General features: G+C 68.1%; 21 protein-coding genes. 13 read left to right on the forward strand and 8 right to left on the reverse strand.

What is annotated here, in order from left to right; genetic code table 11:
• The first annotated feature begins 38 nt into the window (after positions 1-38).
• Positions 39-1,496: a hypothetical protein gene (locus tag KHB019_RS01770; RefSeq protein WP_337457966.1), complete on the forward strand. Its 1,458-nt coding sequence runs from the start codon at positions 39-41 to the stop codon at positions 1,494-1,496.
• A gap of 13 nt (positions 1,497-1,509) precedes the next feature.
• Here KHB019_RS01770 and sucB read toward each other — a convergent pair whose 3' ends face one another.
• From sucB to KHB019_RS01785, 3 genes are all read right to left on the reverse strand, one after another.
• On the reverse strand, positions 1,510-3,270 hold the full coding sequence (sucB, locus tag KHB019_RS01775; RefSeq protein WP_337457967.1) for a 2-oxoglutarate dehydrogenase, E2 component, dihydrolipoamide succinyltransferase: 1,761 nt from the start codon (positions 3,268-3,270) through the stop codon (positions 1,510-1,512).
• Positions 3,271-3,335: 65 nt separating this feature from the next.
• Positions 3,336-4,709 (reverse strand): dihydrolipoyl dehydrogenase, encoded by a 1,374-nt coding sequence (gene lpdA, locus KHB019_RS01780; RefSeq protein WP_337457968.1) that lies wholly within the window; start codon positions 4,707-4,709, stop codon positions 3,336-3,338.
• Complete coding sequence (locus tag KHB019_RS01785; RefSeq protein ID WP_337457969.1) at positions 4,706-6,184, reverse strand: leucyl aminopeptidase; 1,479 nt, start codon at positions 6,182-6,184, stop codon at positions 4,706-4,708. Before KHB019_RS01785 ends, lpdA begins: the two co-directional genes overlap by 4 nt.
• Positions 6,185-6,287: 103 nt before the next feature.
• On the opposite strand from KHB019_RS01785, the gene KHB019_RS01790 reads away from it, so the two are divergent.
• From KHB019_RS01790 to murJ, 4 genes are all read left to right on the forward strand, one after another.
• Positions 6,288-7,232: a proteasome assembly chaperone family protein gene (locus KHB019_RS01790; RefSeq protein WP_337457970.1), complete on the forward strand. Its 945-nt coding sequence runs from the start codon at positions 6,288-6,290 to the stop codon at positions 7,230-7,232.
• Between the two features lie 159 nt (positions 7,233-7,391).
• Entirely contained in the window at positions 7,392-8,645 is a 1,254-nt protein-coding gene (locus tag KHB019_RS01795) for an RNA polymerase sigma factor (RefSeq protein ID WP_337457971.1), read from the forward strand.
• Positions 8,645-9,352 carry a coenzyme F420-0:L-glutamate ligase gene (locus KHB019_RS01800; RefSeq protein WP_337457972.1) on the forward strand — a complete coding sequence of 236 codons (708 nt, stop codon included), beginning with the start codon at positions 8,645-8,647 and terminating at the stop codon, positions 9,350-9,352. The genes KHB019_RS01795 and KHB019_RS01800 overlap by 1 nt, the downstream gene beginning before the upstream one ends.
• 50 nt (positions 9,353-9,402) lie before the next feature.
• Positions 9,403-10,983, forward strand: a complete 1,581-nt coding sequence (gene murJ / locus KHB019_RS01805) for a murein biosynthesis integral membrane protein MurJ (protein ID WP_337457973.1) — start codon at positions 9,403-9,405, stop codon at positions 10,981-10,983.
• A gap of 24 nt (positions 10,984-11,007) precedes the next feature.
• Here the strand turns inward: murJ and KHB019_RS01810 are convergent, their stop codons facing one another.
• Positions 11,008-12,033 carry a sugar-transfer associated ATP-grasp domain-containing protein gene (locus KHB019_RS01810; protein ID WP_337457974.1) on the reverse strand — a complete coding sequence of 342 codons (1,026 nt, stop codon included), beginning with the start codon at positions 12,031-12,033 and terminating at the stop codon, positions 11,008-11,010.
• Between the two features lie 98 nt (positions 12,034-12,131).
• On the opposite strand from KHB019_RS01810, the gene KHB019_RS01815 reads away from it, so the two are divergent.
• A complete protein-coding gene (locus KHB019_RS01815; protein ID WP_230103147.1) occupies positions 12,132-12,842 on the forward strand; it encodes an alanine racemase C-terminal domain-containing protein in 711 nt (236 codons plus the stop codon).
• A complete protein-coding gene (locus tag KHB019_RS01820; protein WP_337457975.1) occupies positions 12,842-13,861 on the forward strand; it encodes an alanine racemase in 1,020 nt (339 codons plus the stop codon). Before KHB019_RS01815 ends, KHB019_RS01820 begins: the two co-directional genes overlap by 1 nt.
• A gap of 45 nt (positions 13,862-13,906) precedes the next feature.
• Here KHB019_RS01820 and KHB019_RS01825 read toward each other — a convergent pair whose 3' ends face one another.
• A complete protein-coding gene (locus KHB019_RS01825; RefSeq protein WP_194419646.1) occupies positions 13,907-14,125 on the reverse strand; it encodes a DUF7455 domain-containing protein in 219 nt (72 codons plus the stop codon).
• 182 nt (positions 14,126-14,307) lie between these two features.
• Between KHB019_RS01825 and KHB019_RS01830 the strand changes: the two genes are divergently transcribed.
• Complete coding sequence (locus tag KHB019_RS01830; RefSeq protein ID WP_325470689.1) at positions 14,308-16,404, forward strand: DNA gyrase/topoisomerase IV subunit B; 2,097 nt, start codon at positions 14,308-14,310, stop codon at positions 16,402-16,404.
• Positions 16,405-16,428: 24 nt separating this feature from the next.
• Here KHB019_RS01830 and KHB019_RS01835 read toward each other — a convergent pair whose 3' ends face one another.
• Positions 16,429-18,873, reverse strand: coding sequence for a DNA gyrase/topoisomerase IV subunit A (locus KHB019_RS01835; protein ID WP_325470688.1), 2,445 nt, complete (start codon positions 18,871-18,873; stop codon positions 16,429-16,431).
• 43 nt (positions 18,874-18,916) lie between these two features.
• On the opposite strand from KHB019_RS01835, the gene KHB019_RS01840 reads away from it, so the two are divergent.
• Positions 18,917-20,044: an alkaline phosphatase family protein gene (locus tag KHB019_RS01840; protein WP_230103151.1), complete on the forward strand. Its 1,128-nt coding sequence runs from the start codon at positions 18,917-18,919 to the stop codon at positions 20,042-20,044.
• Between the two features lie 3 nt (positions 20,045-20,047).
• On the opposite strand, the gene sepH is transcribed toward KHB019_RS01840, so the two are convergent.
• Complete coding sequence (sepH, locus tag KHB019_RS01845) at positions 20,048-21,088, reverse strand: septation protein SepH (RefSeq protein ID WP_230103152.1); 1,041 nt, start codon at positions 21,086-21,088, stop codon at positions 20,048-20,050.
• A 198-nt stretch (positions 21,089-21,286) separates the two neighbouring features.
• Here sepH and KHB019_RS01850 point away from each other — a divergent pair, with 198 nt between their 5' ends.
• Positions 21,287-21,580 (forward strand): DUF4193 domain-containing protein, encoded by a 294-nt coding sequence (locus KHB019_RS01850; protein WP_144796210.1) that lies wholly within the window; start codon positions 21,287-21,289, stop codon positions 21,578-21,580.
• 59 nt (positions 21,581-21,639) lie between these two features.
• On the opposite strand, the gene KHB019_RS01855 is transcribed toward KHB019_RS01850, so the two are convergent.
• Positions 21,640-22,119, reverse strand: coding sequence for a DUF3093 domain-containing protein (locus KHB019_RS01855; protein ID WP_325470687.1), 480 nt, complete (start codon positions 22,117-22,119; stop codon positions 21,640-21,642).
• Between the two features lie 12 nt (positions 22,120-22,131).
• Between KHB019_RS01855 and dut the strand changes: the two genes are divergently transcribed.
• From dut to KHB019_RS01870, 3 genes are read left to right on the forward strand one after another with little or no spacing between them, the layout of a single operon-like run.
• Entirely contained in the window at positions 22,132-22,599 is a 468-nt protein-coding gene (dut, locus tag KHB019_RS01860; protein ID WP_230103154.1) for a dUTP diphosphatase, read from the forward strand.
• Positions 22,596-23,189 (forward strand): DUF3710 domain-containing protein, encoded by a 594-nt coding sequence (locus KHB019_RS01865; RefSeq protein ID WP_325470686.1) that lies wholly within the window; start codon positions 22,596-22,598, stop codon positions 23,187-23,189. The genes dut and KHB019_RS01865 overlap by 4 nt, the downstream gene beginning before the upstream one ends.
• Positions 23,186-23,926: a DUF3159 domain-containing protein gene (locus KHB019_RS01870; protein WP_337457976.1), complete on the forward strand. Its 741-nt coding sequence runs from the start codon at positions 23,186-23,188 to the stop codon at positions 23,924-23,926. The genes KHB019_RS01865 and KHB019_RS01870 overlap by 4 nt, the downstream gene beginning before the upstream one ends.
• Positions 23,927-24,076 lie beyond the last annotated feature (150 nt).

Here is a 24,076-nt window from a genome sequence, read left to right on the forward strand (position 1 = left end):
CAGCGCGGGCGATGGCGTCAGTGCGGTTCGATGATGCGATGACTGAGATGGATGCCGATGTCGATCGCGGTGCTCTGGTGCCGGGATCCCACCGTCTGATCCGTGCTGTCGGCAGTGCGGAGGGCCCGTTCAGCGGCGCGTTGGTCGGCCACGATGACGGGGTCGCGGTCTGCATCGACGTCGCCGACCTCGTCGACTGGCGTGGATGGGCGCACTCCGGGGATGAGCACGTGTGCGGCGTTCTCGACGTGCGACGACGGGCAGACGGGCACGATGCCCTCCTGCCGTGGTGCACGCAACAGGTGGAGAAATTCCTCGGACGACGGCGGGGCGCGGACGAACCGCTGTCGGCCGGAGAGCTCGGCACACTTGTCGTGAGTCTGCTCCGCGGCATTCGTGAGCTCGGCGACAGCGCGTCGGACAACTGCGGCCAGTGGTGGCTCACGGGCGACGGGCGGCCGCTGTTCGTGATCGGCGACGGCGGGAGCGCACGTGCCCACACCGCCGGCCTCATCGGCCGGATCGGCGATCACACATCCGACCGCCCGACGATGAGGGTGCTCGAGGAGATCGCCTCGGCTCTCAGGGAGCGACGGCACCATGTCGACGACGATGCGCGTTGGGAGCAGGCGCTGCTCACGATCGCCGCCCCGCGGGCACTGCGTCTGGATGTGTTCGCCCCGGAGAGAGTCGCCGATCTCGCCTCGCGTCGCTCGGCTCGTGCGACCCCGGATGCTGCGTCGCGAGTGCGTATGCGCCGGTCAGTCGAGCGCGCCGAGCCGGACTCATTCTGGGCAGCGCTGCGAGCAGCGCCCGCAGCAGTCGTCGCGCGGGTCGTGGCGCTGCGCGACCGGAGCGAGCGGGCCAGGGGCGAGCGGGTTCGGCGTGAACGTGGCCCAGATGGGCGGACCCGCGCGGCGGCGGCGAAGGCAGGATCGGCTCGAGGGGCGCCCCGGCGCTCGCACCGGCGTCCGCTGATCCTCGCCGGGTCGCTCGTGGCCGTCATCCTCGCCGTGGGACTGTTGTGGCCACAGGGCGACGATGCCGATCCTGCGGAGGCCGCCCAGCTCACGATTCCAGCCTCGGAGACGCACGACCAGGAGACCGTGGGCGACGCCGGCGCCGTGGAAGATCCGGGGGAGAAGCCCGTCGAGACTCCAGCGCCGGCCGAGACCACCCCGCCCGCTGAAGACGGCCTGTCGGCTGTACCGGCCCTTCTCGACGTGATCGCCGAATGCACAGAAGCGGCGGCCCCCGACTGCCCCGCGGCTCTCGTGGACGGACTCGTCGCACCCGACAGCGGCCTGGCGACGCGTGGAGCTCAGGCGAGCGTGGCAACGCTCGTCGACGACTACGGAGATGTCGCCGTGATCAAGCTCGTCTCAGCCGATGACGATTCCGGCGAGAGCTCGACCGCGCAGATGCTCGTGCTCGAGCGCAGGGAAGAGAAATGGCTGGTGCGCGACGTCTACGACGTCGCGCACCAGCCGGATTGAGCGGTGTCTGAACTCAGGCGCCCAGGTTGCCGGCGAAGTTCGCCGCTTCGAGGCGGGCCTTGACCGCGCCGAGGAAGCGCGCGGCGTCCGCGCCGTCCACGATGCGGTGGTCGTACGAGATCGCCAGGTAGACGTACGAACGGATGGCGATGGCATCCACACCGTCGACGGTCACGACGCCGGGGCGCTTGAAGACCGTACCGGTGCCGAGGATCGCCGACTGCGGCAGGAACACCAGCGGGGTGTCGAACAGGGCACCGCGCGAGCCCGTGTTCGTCACGGTGAACGTGCCACCGGCGAGCTCGTCGGGCTTCAGCTTGTTGTCGCGCGTGCGGGCGGCGAGGTCCGCGATCTCGTGAGCGAGCTGAGCGAGGTTCTTCGTCGCCGCGTCGCGGACGACAGGGGTCAGGAGTCCGCGCTCGGTGTCGACGGCGATCGAGATGTTCTCAGTCGCCGGGTAGACGATGTTCTCGCCGTCGACTGTCGCGTTGATGACCGGGAACGCCTGCAGCGCCTCGGCGGCGGCCAGGGTGAAGAACGGCAGGAAGGAAAGCTTGTCGCCGGTCTTCTTCTGGAAATCGTCCTTGACGCTGTTGCGGTAGTTCGCCAGAGCGGTGACATCGACCTCGACGAACGTGGTCAGTTGCGCCGTCTGCTGCATCGAGGCGACTGCGCGCTCAGCGACGACCTTGCGCAGACGCGACATCTTCTGCGTGGTGCCGCGCAGCGGCGAGATCTCGAGCGGAGCCGGGGCCGGAGCAGCCGCGGCTGCAGCCGGGGCCGCGCCCTTCGACTCGGCGGCCTTGAGCACGTCCTCCTTGCGGATGCGCCCGCCGACACCGGATCCGGTGACCGTCGACAGATCGACACCCTGCTGCGAGGCGAGGCGACGCACGAGCGGGGTCACGTAGAGCGAACCCTTGTCGTCGCCGGCCTTGTCCTCGGCGGTCGGCTCGGCTGCGGGGGCAGTCTGTGCCGGAGCGGCCTGTGCTGGAGCGGCCTGCGGGGCCGGAGCGGCCGGTGCCGGAGCGGCCGGTGCCGGAGCCTCGGCAGCCGGAGCCTCAGCGGCCGGTGCCGGCTCAGCGGCCGGTGCCGGTGCCTCGGCGGCAGGCGCTGCGGGAGCCGCACCGGAGCCGACGCGAGCCAGGACGCCGCCGACCTCGACGGTCTCGTCTTCGCCCGCGACGATCTCCTGAAGGATGCCGGCGACCGGCGAAGGGATCTCGGTGTCGACCTTATCGGTCGAGATCTCGAGCAGCGGCTCGTCGACGGCGACCTCGTCGCCGACCTGCTTCAGCCAGCGGGTGACGGTGCCCTCTGTGACGCTCTCGCCGAGTTCGGGGAGACGGATGTCGGTGGCGTCGCCGGCGGCAGCGGCGGGTGCCGCCTCAGCAGCGGGTGCCTCTGCGGTCGGTGCGGGCTCGGCCGGTGCCTCCTGCGCGGGGGCGGCCTCCTCAGCGGGGGCGGCCTCAGCAGGGGCCTCGGCGGGGGCGGATTCCGCTGCCGCTGGGGCATCCGATGCCGGCGCTGCGCCGCTGCCGTCGCCGATGCGCGCGAGCAGCGCGCCGACCTCGACGGTCTCGTCCTCGGCGACGAGGATCTCCTCGATGACGCCGCTGACCGGCGAGGGGATCTCGGTGTCGACCTTGTCGGTCGAGATCTCGAGCAGGCCTTCATCCGCCTGAACGGTGTCTCCGACCTGCTTCAGCCAGCGGGTGACCGTACCCTCTGTGACGCTCTCACCGAGAGCGGGGAGGACCACGGATGTGCTCATGACGGAGTCTCCTTCAAGAATGTTTATGACGTATTCAGCTTAGTGACCCTGACACCGGTTGGTGTTCAGAGGGCGTGCAATGGTTTTCCGGCGAGTGCGAGGAATGCCTCGCCGAGAGCCTCGCTCTGCGTCGGATGCGCGTGGATGAGCGGGGCGATGTCCTCAGGGTGAGCTTCCCACGCCACCGCGAGCTGCCCCTCGGTGATGAGCTCGCCGACACGATCTCCGAGCAGGTGCACACCGAGGACGGGACCGTCCTTCAGGCGGACGACCTTGACCAGACCCGTCGTGCCGATGATCTCGCTCTTGCCGTTGCCCGCGAGGTTGTACTCGTACGCGACGACAGCCTCTGCGCCGTGCTCGCTCACGGCCGCCTCCTCCGAGACGCCGACGGACGCGACCTCTGGGTTGCAGTACGTGATCTTCGGGATCTGCGATTCGGGGATCGGCGCGGGGGAGAGTCCGGCGATCCGCTCGGCCACGGCGATGCCCTGCAGGAATCCGCGGTGAGCGAGCTGGAGCCCAGGGACGATGTCGCCCACGGCCCAGAGACCGGGGACGCCGGTGCGCAGCTCGTCGTCGACGGTGACGAAGCCGCGATCGAGCGTGACCCCGGCTTCCTCGAAGCCGAGGTCGGCCGTCGCGGGGCCCCGGCCGACGGCCACCAGCAGGTAGTCGCCGGTGAACGTCTTGCCGTCCTCGAGCGTCACGGTGACGCTCGCGTCATCCTGCGTCGCGGTCTGGAAGCGGGTTCCGAGCGAGTACTGGATGCCGCGACGGCGGAACGCGCGTTCGAGTCCCTTGCTCAGCGCGATGTCCTCGTTGGGCACCAGGTGCGGCAGCGCCTCGATGATCGTGACCTCTGCGCCGAACGAGCGCCACACGCTGGCGAACTCCACGCCGATGACGCCGCCGCCGAGCACGAGAACGCGCTCTGGTACCTCGTCGAGCGCGAGCGCCTGCTCACTGGTGAGAATGCGTTCCCCGATGTCGAGACCGGGCAGTGAGCGGCTGTACGAGCCCGTCGCGAGAACGACATCAGTGCCGGCGTAGACATCGTCGCCGACGGACACCGTGCGGTCGGCGTTCAATCGACCGGTACCGGCGACCGTCGTGATCCCGCGGGCCTTGATCAGACCCTCGAGACCCTTGAACTTCTTCGCGACGATGTTCTCGCGGTACGTCCGGACCCCGGCGGCATCCACGCCGTCGAATGTCGCGCCGATGCCTACGGACGCGGCATCACGTACGTGATCGGCGACCTCCGCTGCATGCAGGAGTGCCTTGGTCGGGATGCACCCTCGGTGCAGGCACGTGCCCCCGACCTTGTCCTTCTCGATCAGGGCGACGCTCTTGCCGAGTTCGGCGGCTCGAAGAGCTGCGGCGTACCCGCCGCTGCCTCCGCCGAGAACGACGATGTCGAAGGTGTGCGTGGTCATCGAGCCTCCTTGGCGCGTGCTTCAGCGAACGCGACGAGTGAGCGGACGGTCGCGCCGGTAGCGCCCTTGTCCGTGAATCCGTACGGGGAACCGCCGTTCTCGGACGAGCCGGCGATGTCCAGGTGCACCCAGGGGATGCGAGGCGCGTCGTCCGCGTCGCCGTCGCGTCCGACGAAACGCTGCAGGAAGAGCCCCGCGAACATCGATCCGCCCGCACGGTCGCCCATGTTGGCGTTGATCATGTCGGCTATCGGGGAGTCGAGCGAGTCCTCCATGTACTCCGGCAGGGGGAGCGCCCAGGCGAGCTCATCCGCAGACTCGGCCGCAGTCAGGTACTCGGCCACCGCGTCGTCGTCGCCCATCACTCCGGTGTGGCGGTGGCCGAGGGCGACGAGGATCGCGCCGGTGAGAGTGGCGACATCGAAGATCACGTCGGGCTTCTCTCGGCTGGCGGCGACGAGGCCGTCGGCTAGGACGAGTCGTCCCTCGGCATCCGTGTTGAGCACCTCGACGGTCTGGCCGTCCAGCATCCGGAGCACGTCGCCGGGGCGGATCGCGCTGCCCGAGGGCATGTTGTCGGTGATGCACATCCACGCCGTGACGCGGACGGGGAGTCGCAGCTCCGCGATCGCACGGAGGGTCGCGAGGACGGTCGCGGATCCTGCCATGTCGAACTTCATGCCCACCATGGATGCCGCCGGCTTGAGCGAGAGACCGCCTGTGTCGAAGGTGATTCCCTTGCCGACCAGCGCGATGTGGGCCGCGGCTTCTGCGGGGGCGTAGTCGAGGTGGACGACGCGCGGCGGACGGTCGGACCCCTGCGCGACGCCGAGCACGCCGCCGAAGCCCTGTTCGGCCAGTGCTTCTTCGTCGAGCACCTCGACGGCGACGTCGAGATCGGCGACGGCATCAACGGCGCTCTGCGCCAGGTCTGCCGGGCTCTGCCACTCGGCGGGCACCGAGACGAGGTCCTTGATCAGGGCGAGGGCTTCCCCGAGGACCCTGGCGCGCTCGATGTCCGCATCGCCGACGGTCGTGCTGTGGATCGTGACGGCATCGGCACGGCTCTTGCCGGGCTTGGCGCGGTACCCCTCGAAGCGGTATCCGCCGTACGCGGCGCCCTCTGCGGCAGCGGCGGCGTGCTCCTCCAGCGGACCGGCCGCGGCCAATGCCACGTTCGCGAAGCCCGTCAGGGAGCGGAGGGCGACGCCTGCGGCGTCACGCACCGCAGCGGCGTCTGCTGTCTTGCCCGCACCGACGACGGCGAACGGCAGATCGGTGACGTCCGGCGCGTGCACGCGGGTGAACGACGAGGTGCCGCCGGTGAATCCGACGGCGGTGAGCACGTCCTTCAATCCGGAGTATGCGTCCAGCGCATCGGGGAACGCCTCGAGATCCGGGACGACGAGCACTGCGGCGTCGGCAGCGCTCCCTGGGAATGGATTATCGGTGTGCGAGAGCGCAGGAAGCGTCATGGTTCCATCCTAGGCATCGAGTGCCCCGCGAGCCTCAGCCCGTGTTCGCTCTGAGCAAGACCGAGCCGCGCCCCCGGTCCGCTCCGGCTCGTAGCATGGAGTCATGCCCGTCTCCGGAGAGCTGTACGAACGCGTCGTAGGCGCACCCGCCGTCCCGCACGGGCTGCCTCTTGTGATCCTGCTGACGGGGTTCACGGATGCCGGCAGTGCAGTGTCGGGGCTGATCGATCACCTTCGCGACGTCGCCGACCCGCAGCCCATCGCGGTCTACGACAACGATGTGCTGCTCGATTACCGCGCGCGCCGGCCGATCTTCGTGTTCGAGCAGGACCACCTGACCGAGTACCGCCCTGCCAGACTCGAGTTGTCTGTCGCGCACGACGCGCTGGGGCAGCAATTCCTCCTGCTCTCCGGCTACGAGCCGGACTTCGCCTGGAACGCTTTCGCGCAGTCCGTCCTCGACTTCGCCGACGAATTCGCCGTGTCGGGTGTGAGCTGGGTGCATTCGATCGCGATGCCTGTTCCGCACACGCGCCCCATCAGCACGACGGTGAGCGGCAATCGCAAGGAGATCACCGCGAGCCTGTCGGTGTGGCGCCCTCGGACGCAGGTGCCCGGAACCGCAGGGCACCTGCTCGAGTACCGATTCGCCGAACGAGGCGACCGCATCGTCGGTTTCGTTCTGCTCGTTCCGCACTACCTGGCAGAGACCGAGAACCCCGAGGCGGTGATCGCCGCGGCAGATCGCGTGATGGGTGCGACGGGTCTCGTCCTCGCGCTCGACGATCTTCGCGAGAGCCGCGACGAGTTCCTCGCCAAGGTCGAGGAGCAGGTCGCGGGCAATGATGAGCTGCGTCAGATGGTGCACACGCTCGAGAACCGTTATGACGCGTACATGGCTGGGCGCGATCCGGAGGACACCGACCGGTTCGATGAAGGCGGCTTCGACGAGCGGGACCTCCCCAGCGCGGACGAGCTGGCGGCCGAGCTCGAGCGCTATCTCGCGACTCGTCCTCCAGGTGACGACGACAAGCGCTCGCGCTCCTGACGCGACTTTCGGCCGGATGCATCCGACCGTTCATTCGTGTGCGATACTGGTAATCCGACCCGTTGTCAATGGTTCGCGCTCGCGCTGCGGACTTGACAAGGGTCTTACTAGTGTCCGAAATGTCCCGGGGCTGCGCGCCCGCCCCGTGAAAGGCGAAACGTGACTCCTGCCGCGACCAAGAACTCCCGGACGAAGAAGACGACCGAACCTGAAGCAGAGGTCGTCGAGACCGAAGCCGTCACTGCTGCGGCGAAGAAGCCGGCTGCGAAGAAGGCTCCTGCTGCGAAGAAGGCTCCCGCAGCCAAGAAGGCTCCCGCTCGCCGCAAGAAGGCCGACGACATCGTCGATCAGGCTCAGGCCGAGGCGGACGTCGTCCCCGAGGATTCCGAGGAAGACGACAAGAAGCCGGCCTTCACCGAGCCGCTGCCCACCGGCGCGATCGTCCTCACGTCCAAGGACGAGGACGACGTCCCCGTCTACTCGACGCAGATCACCGGTGCGACTGCCGACCCGGTCAAGGACTACCTGAAGCAGATCGGAAAGGTCGCGCTTCTGAACGCGGCCGAAGAGGTCGAGCTCGCGATGCGCATCGAGGCCGGTCTGTTCGCCGAGGAGAAGCTGTCGGCGATGTCCGCTGCCGAGAAGACCGGCCAGCTGGGACTCGACCTGCAGTGGGTCGCCCGCGACGGTCAGCGCGCCAAGAGCCACCTGCTCGGCGCGAACCTCCGCCTCGTCGTCTCACTCGCCAAGCGCTACACCGGTCGTGGCATGCAGTTCCTGGACCTGATCCAGGAGGGCAACCTCGGCCTCATCCGCGCCGTCGAGAAGTTCGATTACACCAAGGGCTTCAAGTTCTCGACGTACGCCACGTGGTGGATCCGTCAGGCGATCACCCGTGCCATGGCCGACCAGGCCCGCACGATCCGCATCCCGGTGCACATGGTCGAGGTCATCAACAAGCTCGCACGCGTTCAGCGGCAGATGCTTCAGGACCTGGGACGCGAACCCACTCCTGAGGAGCTCAGCCGCGAGCTCGACATGACCCCTGAGAAGGTCGTCGAGGTGCAGAAGTACGGTCGCGAGCCCATCTCGCTGCACACCCCGCTCGGCGAGGACGGCGACAGCGAGTTCGGTGACCTCATCGAGGACACCGAGGCGGTCGTTCCGGCCGATGCTGTCGGATTCACCATGCTGCAGCGTCAGCTCGAGCAGCTGCTCGACTCGTTGTCCGAGCGCGAAGCAGGCGTCATCCGCATGCGCTTCGGCCTCGGCGACGGCCAGCCCAAGACTCTCGACCAGATCGGCGACACGTTCGGCGTCACGCGCGAGCGCATCCGCCAGATCGAGTCGAAGACGATGGCGAAGCTGCGCCACCCGAGCCGCTCGCAGTCGCTGCGGGACTACCTCGAGTGATGCAGGCGAGCGACGGTAAGGCGAATGAGGGCAAGGCGCTCGAGACGGACGTCGACGGCACGAGCTACGCCCGCATTCCGCTGAAGACCAAGGTCGTCATGCCCGAGGACGACCTGGATGCCGTGATCACCGAGTACGCGGCGGATGCCGTTCAACCGGGCGACGTGCTGTTCGTGACCGAGAAGATCGTGGCGATCACGCAGGGCCGGTCGTACCGTCTCGACGAGATCAAGCCCCGCAAGCTCGCGCTGTTCCTGTCGAAGTACGTCACCCGCACGCCATACGGCATCGGCCTCGGCATGCCCGAGACGATGGAGATGGCGCTGCGTGAGTGCGGAACTCCGCGCATCCTGTTGGCCGCTGCCGTGGCGGCCGTCACCAAGGCATTCGGACGCAAGGGCGACTTCTACCGCATCGCCGGTGACAAGGCCAGGGCCATCGACGGCCCGACCTCCGGCACGATCCCGCCGTACAACCAGGCGGTCGTGCTCGGCCCGAAGAACCCGCGCGGCGTGGCCGCGCATGTTCAGACGCTGATCGGCGGGAAGGCCGAGGTCGCCGTCGTCGACATCAACGACCTGGGTGGCAACATCCTCGGCTCGACGCTCGACCGCGCCGGCGAGGACCGCCTCGTCCGCATCCTCGAGGACAACCCGCTCGGGCAAGGGCATCAGTCGACCCCGATGGGCATCATCCGCGCCGTCTGATGTGCTGAGGCCGCAGAGGCCGCGCTCGGACTTCACTGGGAAGGGTCTCGATGGGAATCGGACGCGCCAGCGCGATGATCGCTGCCGGGACGCTCGTGTCTCGATTGACGGGTCTACTGCGTGCAGTCGTGCTGGTCGCGGCGATCGGCTCTGTCGGCATGGCGTCTGACGCCTTCGCCGTCGCCAACCAACTTCCCAACAGCATCTACCAGGTGATTTCGGCCGGTGTCCTCACGGGCGTCATCGTGCCGCAGGTCGTCCGAGCCACCGCACACAACGACGGCGGGCACGCCTTCCTCGCCAAGCTGTTGACGCTCGGCACCATCATCGTCGGATCGATCACATTGGTGGCGACGCTCGGCGCGCCCGTGCTGATCGACCTGTATTCCGACTTCGGGCCGGCGCAGTCGGCGCTTGCGATCCAGTTCGCATACTGGTGCGTGCCGCAACTCTTCTTCTACGGCATGTTCGCTCTGCTGGGCGAGATCCTCAATGCGCGGCGTGTATTCGGCCCGTATGCCTGGGCGCCGATCGTCAACAATGCCGTATCCATCGCCGGTTTCGTGCTGTTCATGGTTCTGTTCGGCCAGAGTCGCAGCGGGCTCGGCGGCTGGAACACGGAGATGATCGCGTTGCTCGGCGGCACGGCCACCCTCGGCGTGATCGCGCAGATGGTCGTCCTCGTGCTCTTCTGGCGTCGGATCGGCATCCCGCTGCGGCTCGACTTCCAGTGGCGCGGCATGGGGCTGGGTCGCATGGGCAAGCTCGCGTTCTGGACATTCCTCACGACGCTGGCCGGCCAGCTGGTCGGGCTCGTCCAGTCCAGGGTCGTCACGCCGGCATCGGGCGAGAACGCGTCGGTCGCGGCATCCCAGTACACCTGGCTCGTGTTCATGGTCGCCTACTCCACGATCGTTCTCGCGATCGGAACGCCGTACTTCACGAGGATCAGCGAAGAGGTCGCGGCTGAAAAGGGGGATGAGGTCCGGGAGACCGTTCGCCAGGCGATCCGCATCCTCGGCCTGCTCGTCGTCGTCGCGATGGCGGCGATCGCCGTGGCGTCGATCCCCGCCTCCCGCATCTTCAGCAAGTCGGCAGCCGAGGCCGTCCTCATTGCGCCCCTGCTACTGGCATATCTTGTGAGTCTCCTGCCACTGGCGGTGCTGTTCGTCGTGCAACGCACCTTCTACGCCTACGGCGACGCGCGCACCCCTTTCATCTACACGCTGATACAGGCCGCTCTACTCGTCGTTCTGACCTTGGTCGTGGCAGCCACCACGCCCCTCGAGCAGCGGGCCGCGATGGTCGCCCTCGCGCAGTCGGTGGCGAGTGCCGTTCAGACCGTGATCGCCGCGATCATGCTGAAGCGCAAGTTCGGATCGTTCGGTCTCGGCGGCACGATCCTCGCCCTGGGTCGCTTCGTACTGCTGGCCGTGCCAGCTGCTGCGGCCGGCTGGGGCGTCTTCCTTCTCGTCGGCGGAGTCGACAGCTGGATGCTCTCCGGCATGCTGCAGGGAGCCCTGGGCGCTGCCCTGATCGCCGTCGTGACGGGCGTCGTCTTCGTGGCGCTGCTCGCACTGTTCCGCGTGCCGGAGCTGACGACGGCTGTACGGATGCTGCGTCGACGCTGAGGACGGCGTCGGCGAGCGCGGGGCTCAGAACCCGATCGCGGCGCGGTAGCGGGGCTTGTTGCCGGTGCGGATGCCCGACACCGATGGCTTGTTCTCGTACACGCCGGCGCCCCAGTTGCCCTCGACCAGCACAGGGCCGTCCGGGCCGATCACGATGTCCCAGCCCACGTACTGGATTTGGGGGACCACGCGCGCGACGGTGTCGACGAACGCGACCATCTCATCGAAGAGGGGGAGCTGGAAGTCGGCGATGCGGAACCCGGAGTCCGGGTGGTCGACGTGCACGTGGCCGTGGGAATCGTACCCGGCCGAGCGCGCACGCCCTGTTTCGGGGTCGAGCATCGTGTAGAAGCCGCCGAAGGACATCTGGTCGCTGACCTCGCCGCGCCCGAACTTCTGCGCGACGGCCAGGATGTGGGTCTTCTGTCCGTCGAAGAATGCGGTCACGCGGGTGGTGTTGACCGTCCCGGGGCAAACGGCCGCAAGGTCGGCGTGCTGCGGGATCACCTGCTCGATGACCACCTCGCCGCGCGTGAACAGGCCGCGGTGGAACTCGGACCAGTCGTCCACGTCTGCGGCGTGATACCGCTTGACGCCGCTGCCGGCCTGGCCCATGCGCGTCTTGGCGATGATCGTGCCGTGCCGGCGGGTGAACTCCTCCAACTCGGCTGCGTTGTCGCTCGTGACCTCGAGCCACTCACGACGCAGGAACTCGTCGAATACGCGATTGAACGCGAGCTTGTCGTGGAACGTCGGGCGGTACGGCTCGGCGTCGTACCGCTGCGAGAGCTGATTCGACACCGGGTGAGTCATATAGGTCGCGCGCTCCGCGCTGTTCAGCGTCGCGAAGTCGTAGTCGACGTAATCCTGGAAACCCACGTTCTTGAATGCCGCACTCCACAGCATGTCGACGACCACCACCGGGACGGCCTTGCCGTGCTGGTCGCGAACCTCGCGGGCGCGCGTGAACACCGATCCGACATCGATGCGGCGTGCGCGGTTGGCGAGGTATCGCAGGCGGGGCATGACGCCCAGGCCGTTGGCAGGCATTCGTTCTCCAGATTCGTCGCGGACACACCATTCTAGGCGGCGACGCCCGAACGCCCGCCTTCAGCGGCGGCGCACGACACGGCCCGTAGACTCGATGAGTGGTCACTCTTCGCAGCACGGCAACCCGCGCCGTGATCTCTCGTTCTGCGCTGACAGCTCATGCGAAGGCGGCCGTCGCGGCCGGTGGCCGCGTCGCGGATCTGCGTCGTGACGCGTACGGACACGGCCTGCATCAGGTGGCCGACGCTGTGCTGCTGGCGGGGGCCGACGGTGTGCGCGTCGACGATGCGGAGACGGCGCGGATGCTGCGCGCCGATGGCCTGGATGCGAGCGCGACAACTGAACCGGACATCGACCCTGCGGCGCTCTACGGGTTCCCCACCGGCGCAGGCGCTGACTCCGTGGATCGACCGGTGATGCGGCTGTCAGGACGTGTCATGTCGATCAAGCCCCTGCGACGAGGGGAGGCCGTCTCGTACGGCTACACGCACCGCGCGGAGCGCGACACCACGGTGGCCCTCGTCACGGGCGGCTACGCTCAGGCCGTCGTGCGGGCACTCGGCAACCGCGCGCATGTCGAACTCCGAGGACGCGTGCATCCGATTGTCGGACGCGTGGCGATGGATGTGTGCGTCGTCGACCTCGGTGCGACGGACGCGGCGGCCGATGAAGGCGAAGAGGTCACCTACTTCGGGGGAGGCGGCCCAGCCGCCGGCTTCCTCGCCGAGTGGTCCGCGGTGACAGGTCTCACCGCAGCGGAACTCGCCTGCGCCGTCGGCCTCCGTGCCGCGAGAGCAGAGGAGGACTGATGTCCGCCCGCCTCGAGGTCCGCACCCAGACCTTCCTCGACAACATCCAGGCGGTAGCCGAGCGCATCGCCCCCGGCGAGATGATGCTCGTCACCAAGGACGACGCGTACGCGCACGGGCTGGACTGGGCGGTGCCGGCGGCGCTGTCCGCCGGAGTCCGATGGTTCGGTTCGTACGATGTGCCGTCGGCTCTGCGGATCCGTGCGGCGGCTCCCGAGTCCCGGATCTTCGCCTGGGCGACGTCTGCGGCTGACGAGGTCGCCGAGGCGATCCGTGCGGACGTGGACCTGGGCGTCGGCACTGCCGCCTATCTGCGACGGGTGATCGCCGAGGCCGATCGCGCTGGGCGTCGGGCGCGGGTGCACCTCAAGATCGACACCGGCCTGCACCGCAACGGCATCAGGCCGGAGGACTGGGGCGACACGGTCGCTGAAGCACGTCGCGCAGAAGACGCCGGCCTGCTCCACGTCACGGGCGTGTGGAGTCATCTCGCCGAGGCCAGCGACGGCGAGGACGACGCGGCTCAAGTGGAGTTCCTGACCGCCGTCGACGCGCTCCAGAAGGCCGGAGGTTCACCTGAGCAGCTGCATCTGACCGCGTCCGCTGCATCCTGGGCGCGACCGGAGCTACGAGGATCGCTGAGCCGGATCGGCGCGTTCTGCTACGGCATTCGCTCTGCCGATGGACCGGAGCTCGACGGCATCCGTCCTGTCGCGTCACTCCGAGCCGACGTCGTCGACGTCAGCGACGATCGCGTTCGGATCGACATCGGAGCCCTGGACGGACTCCCGTCGACCCTTGCTGGAGCGCACCTCGGCGATCCGGCGACGCGGCGCATCCTCCACATCGACGGAACCTGGACCGACCTCGCCCGCTGGGACGCGGCTGCCGTCGGGGACACTGTGACGGTGTTCGGCGATGGCGGTCCGAGCGCGACCGATCTCGCCGAGAGGATCGACACCGTCGGCGAGGAGATCCTCACCCGCGTGTCACCGCTGATCGCCCGCAGATACAGCTGACGCGCGGAGCGTCTGCTCCGCGCGTCGGTGAAGACTCGGGTCGGATCAGACCGTGTCCACGAGGCGTGCGGTCTCGTCGTGCCACGAGGTCGCGATGCTGCGCAGCTTCTCTTCGTACTTGCGTCCGTGGTGTGCGCAGAACAGCAGCTCGGAACCGTTCACCTCTGCGGCGATGTAGGCCTGCGCTCCGCAGGAGTCGCAACGATCCATGGCCGTCAGGCGGTACTCGACGGTGGAGGTCTCACGTTCGGTTGTAGCGTTCATCTCGGTGCCTCCTCGGGTATCGGCGTCCGTTTCGGGATGTGCTCAATACAACCACGCCGGGCTGGGAGTCATGCCCGGATGGCGGCGTGTTTCGCTCACCGCGTACGCGGGCGCGCTGAGTACGGCTGCACAGGGGAGTGTCTGCGAGGCCGAAGACGGCTCCGCGAATAGAATCGATCCTTGTGACCGCCGAGTACTCCGCCCATCATCTTCAAGTCCTCGAAGGGCTCGAAGCGGTCCGCAAGCGCCCGGGCATGTACATCGGGTCGAACGGTTCTCCCGGACTCATGCACTGCTTGTGGGAGATCATCGACAACGCCGTCGACGAGGCCGTCGCCGGGAACGGCACGCGCATCGAGACGATCCTGCACGCCGACGGCAGCGTCGAGGTGCAGGACAGCGGCCGAGGCATCCCCGTCGACATCGAACCGCGCACCGGGCTCACCGGAGTCGAGGTGGTCTACACGAAGCTCCACGCCGGCGGAAAGTTCGGCGGCGGATCCTACGCGGCGTCGGGTGGTCTGCACGGCGTCGGCGCCTCCGTCGTGAACGCGCTGTCCGAGCGTCTCGACGTCGAGGTCGATCGCGGCGGCAAGACGTACGCGATGTCGTTCCACCGCGGTGAGCCCGGCCTGTTCACGGACTCCGGTGAGAAGCGGCCCGACGCCCCGTTCGCCCCGTTCGAGAAGAGCAGCGAGCTGCGGGTCATCGGCAAGACCGCGCGCGGTGTCACCGGCACGCGGGTGCGGTACTGGGCCGACCGTCAGATCTTCACGAAGGATGCCGCGTTCCAGCTCGGCGAACTCGAGACGCGTGCACGTCAGACTGCGTTCCTCGTCCCTGGGCTGGAACTGACGATCCGCGATGAGCGCGAGGAATCGCGCGGCGAGGACGGTGCGGCCAAGGAGACGTCCTTCCACTACGAGGGCGGAATCTCGGAGTTCGTCGAGTACCTCGCGATGGATGCTCCCGTGACCGACACCTGGCGCATCCAGGGGTCGGGCACGTTCAAGGAGACCGTCCCTGTGCTGCAGGCGGACGGTCACATGGTCTCCACCGAGGTCGAGCGCGAGTGCCGCGTCGATCTCGCCATGCGCTGGGGGACCGGCTACGACACGGTCACCCGCTCCTTCGTCAACATCATCGCGACGCCCAAGGGCGGTACGCATCAGCAGGGCTTCGAGCAGGAGCTGCTCAAGGTTCTGCGGGCGCAGGTCGATCAGAACTCCCGGCGCCTGAAGGTCGGCAACGACAAGCTCGAGAAGGACGACGTGCTGGCCGGTCTCACCGCCGTGCTCACCGTCGAGGTGCCGGAGCCGCAGTTCGAGGGGCAGACCAAGGAGGTCCTCGGGACCCCTGCTGTCCGTCAGATCGTCGCGCAGGTGCTCCGGAAGGAGCTCGGTGCGCGCTTCACCTCCACCAAGCGCGACGACAAGAACCAGGCGAGCCAGCTGCTCGACAAGGTCGTCGCCGAGATGAAGGCTCGAGTCTCTGCCCGCGCCCACAAGGAGACGCAGCGTCGCAAGACCGCCCTGGAGTCCTCGTCGCTCCCGGTCAAGCTGGTCGACTGCCGCTCCAACGACGTGTCCCGCAGCGAACTGTTCATCGTCGAGGGCGACTCCGCGCTCGGTACGGCACGTCGCGCCCGCGACAGCGAGGTTCAGGCGCTCCTGCCGATCCGCGGCAAGATCCTCAATGTGCAGCGCGCATCGATCGGGGACATGCTCTCCAACGCGGAGTGCGCAGCGATCATCCAGACGATCGGCGCCGGATCCGGCAGGACCTTCGACCTCGATCAGGCGCGGTACGGCAAGATCATCCTGATGAGCGACGCCGACGTCGACGGCGCGCACATCCGCACTCTCCTGCTCACGCTGTTCTTCCGCTACATGCGGCCGCTGATCGAAGAGGGTCGTGTTTTCGCCGCCGTTCCGCCGCTGCACCGGGTGATCGTCATGAACCCCGGTTCCAAGCCGAATGAGACGATCTACACCTACAGCGAGCAGGAGCTGCACACGCTGCTGGCCAAGCTCCGCAAGGCGAACAAGCGCTGGCACGAGCCGATCCAGCGCTACAAGGGGCTGGGCGAGATGGATGCGGACCAGCTCGCGAACACGACGATGGACAAGGCAGGTCGTCTGCTGCGCCGAGTGCGCATGGAGGATGCCGAGGCGGCCGGCCGCGTCTTCGAGCTGCTGATGGGCAACGAGGTCGCCCCGCGCCGCGAGTTCATCGTCGACTCGTCGGATCAGCTGTCCCGCGAGTCGATCGACGCCTGAGCGTCGGCAGGGTTCGAGCCCGGCTCAGGCGCCGAGTTGTGTGCCGACCGAACCGATGACCGCGTCCAACGGCTGACCGGACGCGTCGCGCTTCGCGCCCGTCTCGGGGAGCGCACGAGCAGCACCGTCGGTTCCGACTGCCAGCGCAGTCCGAGGGCCGGCCCACGCGAGTCGCAGCCGATCCTCACCCTTGAGGAACGAATGCGCGCGAACGCCTCCTGTCGCACGGCCCTTGGCGGGGAACTCGCCGAACAGCGAGACCTTCGCGCGCCCGGCATCCGTCCCGGCGATCGTGCCGTCGGCACCCGAGATGGTGACGACGATCGCGTCCTCCTGGTTCGTGATCACCGAGAACGTGATGATCTCGGCGCCAGACGCCACCTTGACACCGGCCATGCCGCCGGCCGGGCCGCCCTGGGGCCTCACCGCCGAGGCGGAGTAGTGCAGCAGTTGGGCATCCGAGGTGACGAAGACGAGCTCAGCGGTGTCGGGCGCGGCTCCCGCTCCCACGAGGCTGTCCCCGGCCTTCAGACCGATGACTTCGGTGTCGGGGCGCACGGGGAGCGCTGAGGGGATGATGCGCTTGACGACGCCGGTGCGTGTCCCCATCGCGAACGGGGTGTCGTCGTCGAAGCGGAGCAGGGCGATGACGCGTTCGCTCTTGTCGAGCAGTCCGACGTAGTCGCGCAGCGCGACTCCAGCGGACAGGTGCACGGACGACGAAGGCACCGATGGCAGATCGACGGGGGAGAAGCGCAGCACGCGACCCGCTGTGGTCACCGCGCCGATCTCGCTTCGGGTGGTCGTGGTGAGGGTCGCCAGGACGGCGTCGTGCTTGCTTCGACGTGCAGCGGGAGCCAGCGTCTGCCCGTCGGCGAGGTCGACGCGCACGGCCTTCCCCGTGGTGGAGAGCACGACGACGGTGGGGCTGTCGGCGATCTGCAGGTCGACCGGCGCCTTCGAGCTGCGCGGCTTCGGGGGAGCGGCGTTCAGCAGCAGCGTCCGCCGCGGGGTGCCGTATGCCTCTGCGGCGGCATCCAGTTCGCGTGCCACCTGAGCACGCAGCAGCACCTCGCTGCCGAGCAGCTCCCGCAGCTCGGCGATCTCGGCCTGCAGCTTGTCGCGCTCGGCCTCGAGCTCGATGCGCGAGAACTTGGTCAGTCGACGCAGCCGCAGCTCGAGGATGTACTCCGCCTGCAGATCCGACAGGTCGAAGACCTGACGCAGGCGACCGCGCGCCTGATCGGAGTCGTCGGACGAGCGGATGACCTGGATGACCTCGTCGATGTCGAGGATCGCGATGAGGAGGCCCTCGACGAGGTGGAGCCGCTCTTCGCGGCGAGCGAGGCGGTACCGGCTTCGGCGGGTGATGACCTCGAGACGGTGGCCGACGTAGACGCTCAGCATCTCCTTCAGGCCGAGCGTGCGCGGTTGCCCCTCCACCAGAGCGACGTTGTTGATGCTGAAGGAATCCTCCAGCGGGGTCAGCCGGTACAGCTGCTCGAGAACCGCGTTCGGGTCGAAACCGGTCTTGATGCCGATCTGCACCCGCAGGCCGTGCTGACGGTCGGTGAGGTCGTTGACGTCGCTGATGCCCTGCAGCTTCTTCGCCTGCACGGCATCCCTGATCTTCTCGATCAGTCGTTCAGGACCGACCATGTAGGGCAGCTCGGTGACGATGATCCCGGTGCGGCGCGGTCCGATCTGCTCGACCGAGACCTTGCCGCGCACGCGCAACGCGCCGCGCCCGTTCGCGTAGGCGTCCTTGACGCCGTCGAGACCCATGAGGATGCCGCCGGACGGGAAGTCCGGGCCCGGCACGTACTCCATGAGCTCCTCCGTCGTGGCATCCGGGTTCTCGAGCAGATGGATGGCTGCGGCGACGACCTCGATGAGGTTGTGCGGCGCCATGTTCGTGGCCATGCCGACCGCGATGCCGCTGGCGCCGTTGACGAGGAGGTTCGGGAAGGCGGCCGGCAGCACCGATGGCTGCTGGAACTGCCCGTCGTAGTTCGGGATGAAGTCGACGACGTCCTCGTCGAGGCTCTCGGTCAGAGCCAGCGCGGGGGGAGCGAGACGCGCCTCTGTGTAGCGGGAGGCCGCGGGTCCGTCGTCCAGCGAGCCGAAGTTCCCGTGGCCGTCGACGAGGGGCACGCGCAGGGCGAAGTCCTGGGACAGACGGACGAGAGCGTCGTAGATCGCCGAATCGCCGTGCGGGTGCAGCTTTCCCATCACCTCGCCGACGACGCGCGCACTCTTGACGTGCCCGCGGTCGGGCCGCAGGCCCATCTCGGCCATCTGGTACAGGATGCGTCGCTGGACTGGCTTGAGGCCGTCGCGTGCATCGGGCAGCGCGCGGGAGTAGATCACCGAGTAGGCGTACTCGAGGAATGAACCCTGCATCTCGTTGGACAGGTCGATGTCCTGGATGCGCTCCTCGGCGGGCTCGGCTGATTCGGTGCGGGGCATGGACTTCCTGGGACGTCGCTGAGCCTGTGGAAGACTGGCTCGGATGTCTTCGATTCTACCGACCGTGCCGACGACAGCCCGGATCATCAGCGGGGTGGCGGACGACCTGCTTGCCGCGCTGGAGGGTGGATCCGGCGCTCTCGCACCCGCGCGATCCGTCGTGGTCGTCATCGTGGACGGTCTGGGGGCGATCCAGCTCCGCGCGCACGCCGGCCATGCTCGGCACCTCGTGGCGGGGGTGGGCAAGAAGGACGTGGCCCACTCGGTGTTCCCGACGACGACCGCCGCGGCGCTCACCTCGATCCTCACCGGCGTCGAGCCCGGGTCCCATGGTTTGGTCGGCTACCGCGTCCTGGATCGTGACCGCGATCGGCTCGTCAATCTGCTGTCTGGCTGGGAGTCGGACGGAATCGATCCGCTCGTCTGGCAGCCGCAGCCGACGATCTTCGAGCGCGCGACAGCCGCTGGACACCCCGCGTACGCCCTGGGGATCGCGAAGTACGCGCGCAGCGGCTTCACGAAGGCCACGCTGCGCGGCGCGGAGTTCGTCGCAGCCAGGACCGCAGCCGAGCGGGTCGCCGTGGCCTATCAGCTCGCCGCAGACGATCCGGGTTCGCTCGTCTACTGCTATCTGCCCGAGGTCGACAAGGCCGGCCACCAGCACGGTGTCGATTCGGCGGAGTGGATCGCGGCTCTCGAGGAAGTCGATCACGCCCTCGCAGTCGACCCGCCACGACAGGTCGGCGTGCTGGTGACGGCCGACCACGGCATGGTCGACGTCCCCGCGCACCGGCACGTCGTGCTCGACGAAGGGGATGCGCGTCTGGACGGCATCCGTCATGTCGGCGGAGAGCCGAGGATGCTGCACGTCTATCTCGAAGCAGACGCCGATCGTTCCGCGGTGCTGGACACCTGGCGCCGGCTGAGCGAAGGGGACGCCGATGTTCTCAGCCGGGCGGAGGCGGTGTCATCGGGCATCTACGGGTCCACGGTCGCGCCCGATGCGGATCGCCGCATCGGCGACCTCGTCGTCATCGCGCGCGGGAACAAGGCGTTCTACGACGGCACGGCCGAGGATCAGCGTTCGCGCGGGATGATCGGCCAGCACGGCGCTCTCACGCCGGAGGAGCGGCAGGTGCCCTACATCCGCCGAGGGGTGTTCGCGATCTGACCGTCAGTCGTCCGTGCGGGCGCCGAAGACGATCTCGTCCCACGACGGCATCGCATTGCGGCGACGCTTGCGACCGCCGGCGTCCTGAGGCGTCTCGTGGGCGACGGGGCGCTCCTCGGGCTCATCGTCGGACTCGAGCGAGTCGAACAGCGCGATCGGATCGGATGCGCGCGCCGGCTCGGCGTCCTCGTCGATGTCCGAGACGACCGGGGCGCTCTCGCGCTGGCCACGACGACGCCGGAGCGCCTCCAGAAGGTCGGCTGTCTCGGCGCTGGTCGTCGTCTGATCGGGAGCGCGATTGACGGCGGCCGCCTGTGCGGCGGGCCCGGAGCGCTCCGGCATGAGGGGCTCGTCGACGTCGCCCTCTGGAGCAGGCAGAAGCCGGGGACCGAAGGCGCCGGAGTCGAAGCGGCTGTCGTCCTTGTAGGGAGATTCCGTCCGAGCGCCCTCCACGGCGCGCAGACGGGGGATGAGCCCATCGGGGAGCGAGCCCTGGCGGGAGAGCTGCGTGGCATCCGCGTTCAGCGGAGACAGGGCGCTGCGGCGCGGGTCGAAGCTCCATCGTGCGTCGTGGGCGACTTCGTTGGCGGTGAACTCCAGCTTGACGATCCAGCCGGAATCCTCCTTCCAGCTCGCCCAGCGCTCCGCGCTCGCGTCGAGATCGGAGAGCTTGGTGCGGATGGCCGTGCCGAAGGTGGGCTGAGCGTCGGGCTCGACTTCGCTGCCTATGAGAACGGGAACAGCAAGGGCCTGGCCGACGACGTGCTCGCGCTCCGCGAGCACCGGGCTCTCGAATCGCGTGACCACGTCGATGCCGACGCCGAGCAGTTCAGCGGTCTCTGCCGCAGACAGGCCGGACCTGATGTGCGCCTGGATCTCGCGAGGGCTGACGGTGACGCGCGGCTTCTCATCGTCGTCGCGCCGGCGCGCACGGCGGATCTCTCGTTGCAGCACGTCATCGATGGCGAGCGCGAACCTCTCGCCTGAACCGGTGGCGAGGATCAGGAGGTCGTCTTCCGTGCCGACGATCGTGACGTTTTCCATGCGAATGCCCCTCTGATGGCTGTCCGATCATGGTGCCACGGGCGCACTCAGGACGCCGGGAATACACCGGGCGCGCCGTCAGTTTGATCTGTCGCACGGACCGGCATTTGCTTATCGCGCCGCCATCGTGCAAACTATGGCCGCCGCTTACCCGACGGCGCCCCGCCCACTAGCACCATGAAAGTGGAGATCTACCGCATGGCAACCGATTACGACGCCCCCCGAAAGAGCGAAGACGACTCCGAGTCGATCGAAGCCCTGAAGGAGCGTGTGCCGGACAAGTTGTCCGGCACGACCGGGGATGAGGACTCGGACAACCCGTCGAGCTTCGACCTCCCTGGTGCAGACCTCTCTGACCTCGAGCTCGACGTCGTCGTTCTCCCGGCACAGCAGGATGAGTTCACCTGCATGAGCTGTTTCCTCGTGAAGCACCGCTCGCAGTTGGACCACGAAGGTGCAGATGGTCCCATCTGCAAGGAGTGCGCCGCCTGACAGCAGACGCACTCACGCTCATGCGCCCCGGCCTCTCGGTCAGGGGCGCATTGTCGTTTTCAGGGTCGCATTGTCGTTTCTCGTGCCTCGCGGATCGCGGCGGCCAGTCGGTCGGGCGTGCGCGTGGAGATCGTCCAGTTGGTCGCCGGATCAGCCGGATCGATGTTCTCGACGACCACCACGCCGTCGATTCCGCCGCGGATCAGATGCCATCCCCTGGCGGAGAGCCCGGCTCCGCGCGCGATGCGCGCGTCTTCGCCGGAGAGCTCGGTGACCTCACCGAGCCACCGTGCGTCGATGTGCGCGCGTCCGGCACGCAGGATGGTCCCGTCGATGCGGATGCCGGGAGAGCCGGCGATCATCAGGACGATCAGTGCCAGCGCGACCGCCACGCCGATCAGCAGCGCGGGCAGCGACCCGAGCGGCGTGAACGTCAGTGTCAGCATCGGTGCGGCGACGGCCGCGGTCACCAGCATCCACAGGCTCGGTGAGAGACGCTCGCGGTAGCGAACGCGCGTATCGGTGGTGGGGTTCTGCATTAGCCTCGTGGGGTGAGCGATTCCGTTGATCTCCCCATTATCGCGTCGATGATGCCTTCCTACGCCCATCCCGGTGATGCCGGCGCCGATCTCGTCGCCGCAGAGGCCGTTCATCTCGAGCCAGGAGAACGTGCGCTGGTGCCCACCGGCGTCCGCATCGCACTGCCGGACGGATACGCCGCATTCGTCGTGCCTCGCAGCGGGTTGGCCGCCAAGCATGGGATCACCATCGTGAACTCTCCCGGGACGGTGGATGCCGGGTACCGGGGCGAGATCAAGGTGAGTCTGCTCAACACCGACAGGTCGAGCGCGTACGATGTGGCGGTCGGGGACCGGATCGCACAGCTGATCATCATGCCGGTCACCAGGGCGAACTTCATCCCGGTCGACGAGCTCGAAGACAGTGCGCGCGGTGCCGGCGGGTTCGGCTCGACGGGATACCAGGCGCCCAGCGCCGAGCAGGCAGGAACAACGAAATGACTGAAGAAGAAACCACCCAGCCGTCGTCCAAGTCGGCGCCGGCGAACCGTGCCAGTGAGGGCCCGTTCGATGAATCCGAGGCGAACCCGGTTCGCCCGTACATCGACCTCGGCGGCATCAAGATCCTCCCTCGGGAGGGGCTGAACCTCCGCCTCGAGGTCGAGGAGCAGTCCAAGCGGATCGTCGCTGTCGGGCTCGATTACGCCGACTCGTCGCTTCAGGTGCAGCCGTTCGCCGCGCCCCGGACGCTCGGACTCTGGCACGAGACGCGCATGCAGCTGGTCGACCAGGTCCGTCAGCAGGGCGGTCGTGTCGAGGAGCGCGATGGTCCACTGGGCAAGGAGCTGCTCGCCGAGGTCCCCGGCCCCGCTTCCGAAGGATCGAATCTGCGGCTCGCGCGTTTCGTCGGTGTCGACGGACCCCGCTGGTTCCTGCGCGGCGTGATCGGGGGAGCGGCGGCGTCCGACCCCGAAGCCGGGGCGAAGGTCGAAGACCTGTTCCGTTCGATCGTCGTCGTCCGCGGCGGTTCCCCCATGCCTCCGCGCGACCTCATTCCGCTGAAGATGCCGGCCACGCCGGGCTCCGCGTGAGCGCGGCCGACGAGCAGCGCCCGGAGCAGGCACCGTCCTCGGCGTCCGAGGTCATCGGGGCCGCCCTCGGAGTTGCTGCGCGCAAGGCCGGGCTCGACCCCACCGAGGAGTCCAGCACGCAGAAGGTCGTCTGGTCGGCGATGGGCGGGTGGCGCGGCATCCTTGAATCGGTACTGCCGAGCCTCGCGTTCGTCATCCTCTTCACCCTCGCCCCCGATCCGCTGATCCTGTCCCTCGGCGTCTCGGTCGGGCTCGCCGCGGTCTTCACGATCGTGCGGCTCGTGCAGAAGTCGCCGCCCTCGGCTGCTCTGGGCGGACTGATCGCGGCCGCTGCGGCCGCCGCGCTCGCGCTGTGGACCGGGCGCGGTGCCGACAACTTCGTCCCCGGGCTCATCACCAACGCCGTCTACGGCACGGTGTTCCTCGTCTCCGCGCTCATCGGCTGGTCGCTGATCGGCATCGCCGCCGGGTTCCTCATGGGGGATGCCAGCGGTTGGCGCTCCGACCGCCGGAAGCGCCGGGCGTTCCGATGGCTCGGCATCGCCTGGGCTGTGCTGTTCTTCGCACGCCTGGCGGTTCAGCTGCCGCTGTATCTGACCGACCAGGTGACAGCGCTCGGAACCCTGAAGCTCATCATGGGCCTCCCGCTGTTCGCGCCCCTCATCGCCGTCACCTGGCTGGTGGTGCGAGCGCTCTATCCGCGCGCGTCGCCGCAGGACCCGGCACCCAGCGCGTGATAGATTTATCTTGACATCAAGATAAATTGCGGACTTTCGCCGAGGCTCAAACGGGCGCACACTGTTAGGTGCGCCTTGCTAGCCTCCGGCAGCCCAGGCGAGCAAGATGGAAGCGCCTGTCGCTCGCATCAGACTAGAAGGAGACGGATT

It is taken from the genome of Microbacterium sp. KHB019, from assembly GCF_037285405.1.
In the GTDB taxonomy this organism is placed as follows: domain Bacteria; phylum Actinomycetota; class Actinomycetes; order Actinomycetales; family Microbacteriaceae; genus Microbacterium.

Coding starts and splice junctions, on each gene's coding strand:
- KHB019_RS01790 (WP_337457970.1), top strand. CDS start 6,288: ATGCCCGTCTCCGGAGAGCTGTACGAACGCGTCGTAGGCGCACCCGCC.
- KHB019_RS01840 (WP_230103151.1), top strand. CDS start 18,917: ATGTCTTCGATTCTACCGACCGTGCCGACGACAGCCCGGATCATCAGC.
- KHB019_RS01820 (WP_337457975.1), top strand. CDS start 12,842: ATGTCCGCCCGCCTCGAGGTCCGCACCCAGACCTTCCTCGACAACATC.
- KHB019_RS01825 (WP_194419646.1), bottom strand. CDS start 14,125: ATGAACGCTACAACCGAACGTGAGACCTCCACCGTCGAGTACCGCCTG.
- KHB019_RS01855 (WP_325470687.1), bottom strand. CDS start 22,119: ATGCAGAACCCCACCACCGATACGCGCGTTCGCTACCGCGAGCGTCTC.
- murJ (WP_337457973.1), top strand. CDS start 9,403: ATGGGAATCGGACGCGCCAGCGCGATGATCGCTGCCGGGACGCTCGTG.
- KHB019_RS01850 (WP_144796210.1), top strand. CDS start 21,287: ATGGCAACCGATTACGACGCCCCCCGAAAGAGCGAAGACGACTCCGAG.
- KHB019_RS01770 (WP_337457966.1), top strand. CDS start 39: ATGACTGAGATGGATGCCGATGTCGATCGCGGTGCTCTGGTGCCGGGA.
- sucB (WP_337457967.1), bottom strand. CDS start 3,270: ATGAGCACATCCGTGGTCCTCCCCGCTCTCGGTGAGAGCGTCACAGAG.
- KHB019_RS01800 (WP_337457972.1), top strand. CDS start 8,645: ATGCAGGCGAGCGACGGTAAGGCGAATGAGGGCAAGGCGCTCGAGACG.
- sepH (WP_230103152.1), bottom strand. CDS start 21,088: ATGGAAAACGTCACGATCGTCGGCACGGAAGACGACCTCCTGATCCTC.
- KHB019_RS01810 (WP_337457974.1), bottom strand. CDS start 12,033: ATGCCTGCCAACGGCCTGGGCGTCATGCCCCGCCTGCGATACCTCGCC.
- KHB019_RS01865 (WP_325470686.1), top strand. CDS start 22,596: ATGACTGAAGAAGAAACCACCCAGCCGTCGTCCAAGTCGGCGCCGGCG.
- KHB019_RS01785 (WP_337457969.1), bottom strand. CDS start 6,184: ATGACGCTTCCTGCGCTCTCGCACACCGATAATCCATTCCCAGGGAGC.
- KHB019_RS01835 (WP_325470688.1), bottom strand. CDS start 18,873: ATGCCCCGCACCGAATCAGCCGAGCCCGCCGAGGAGCGCATCCAGGAC.
- lpdA (WP_337457968.1), bottom strand. CDS start 4,709: ATGACCACGCACACCTTCGACATCGTCGTTCTCGGCGGAGGCAGCGGC.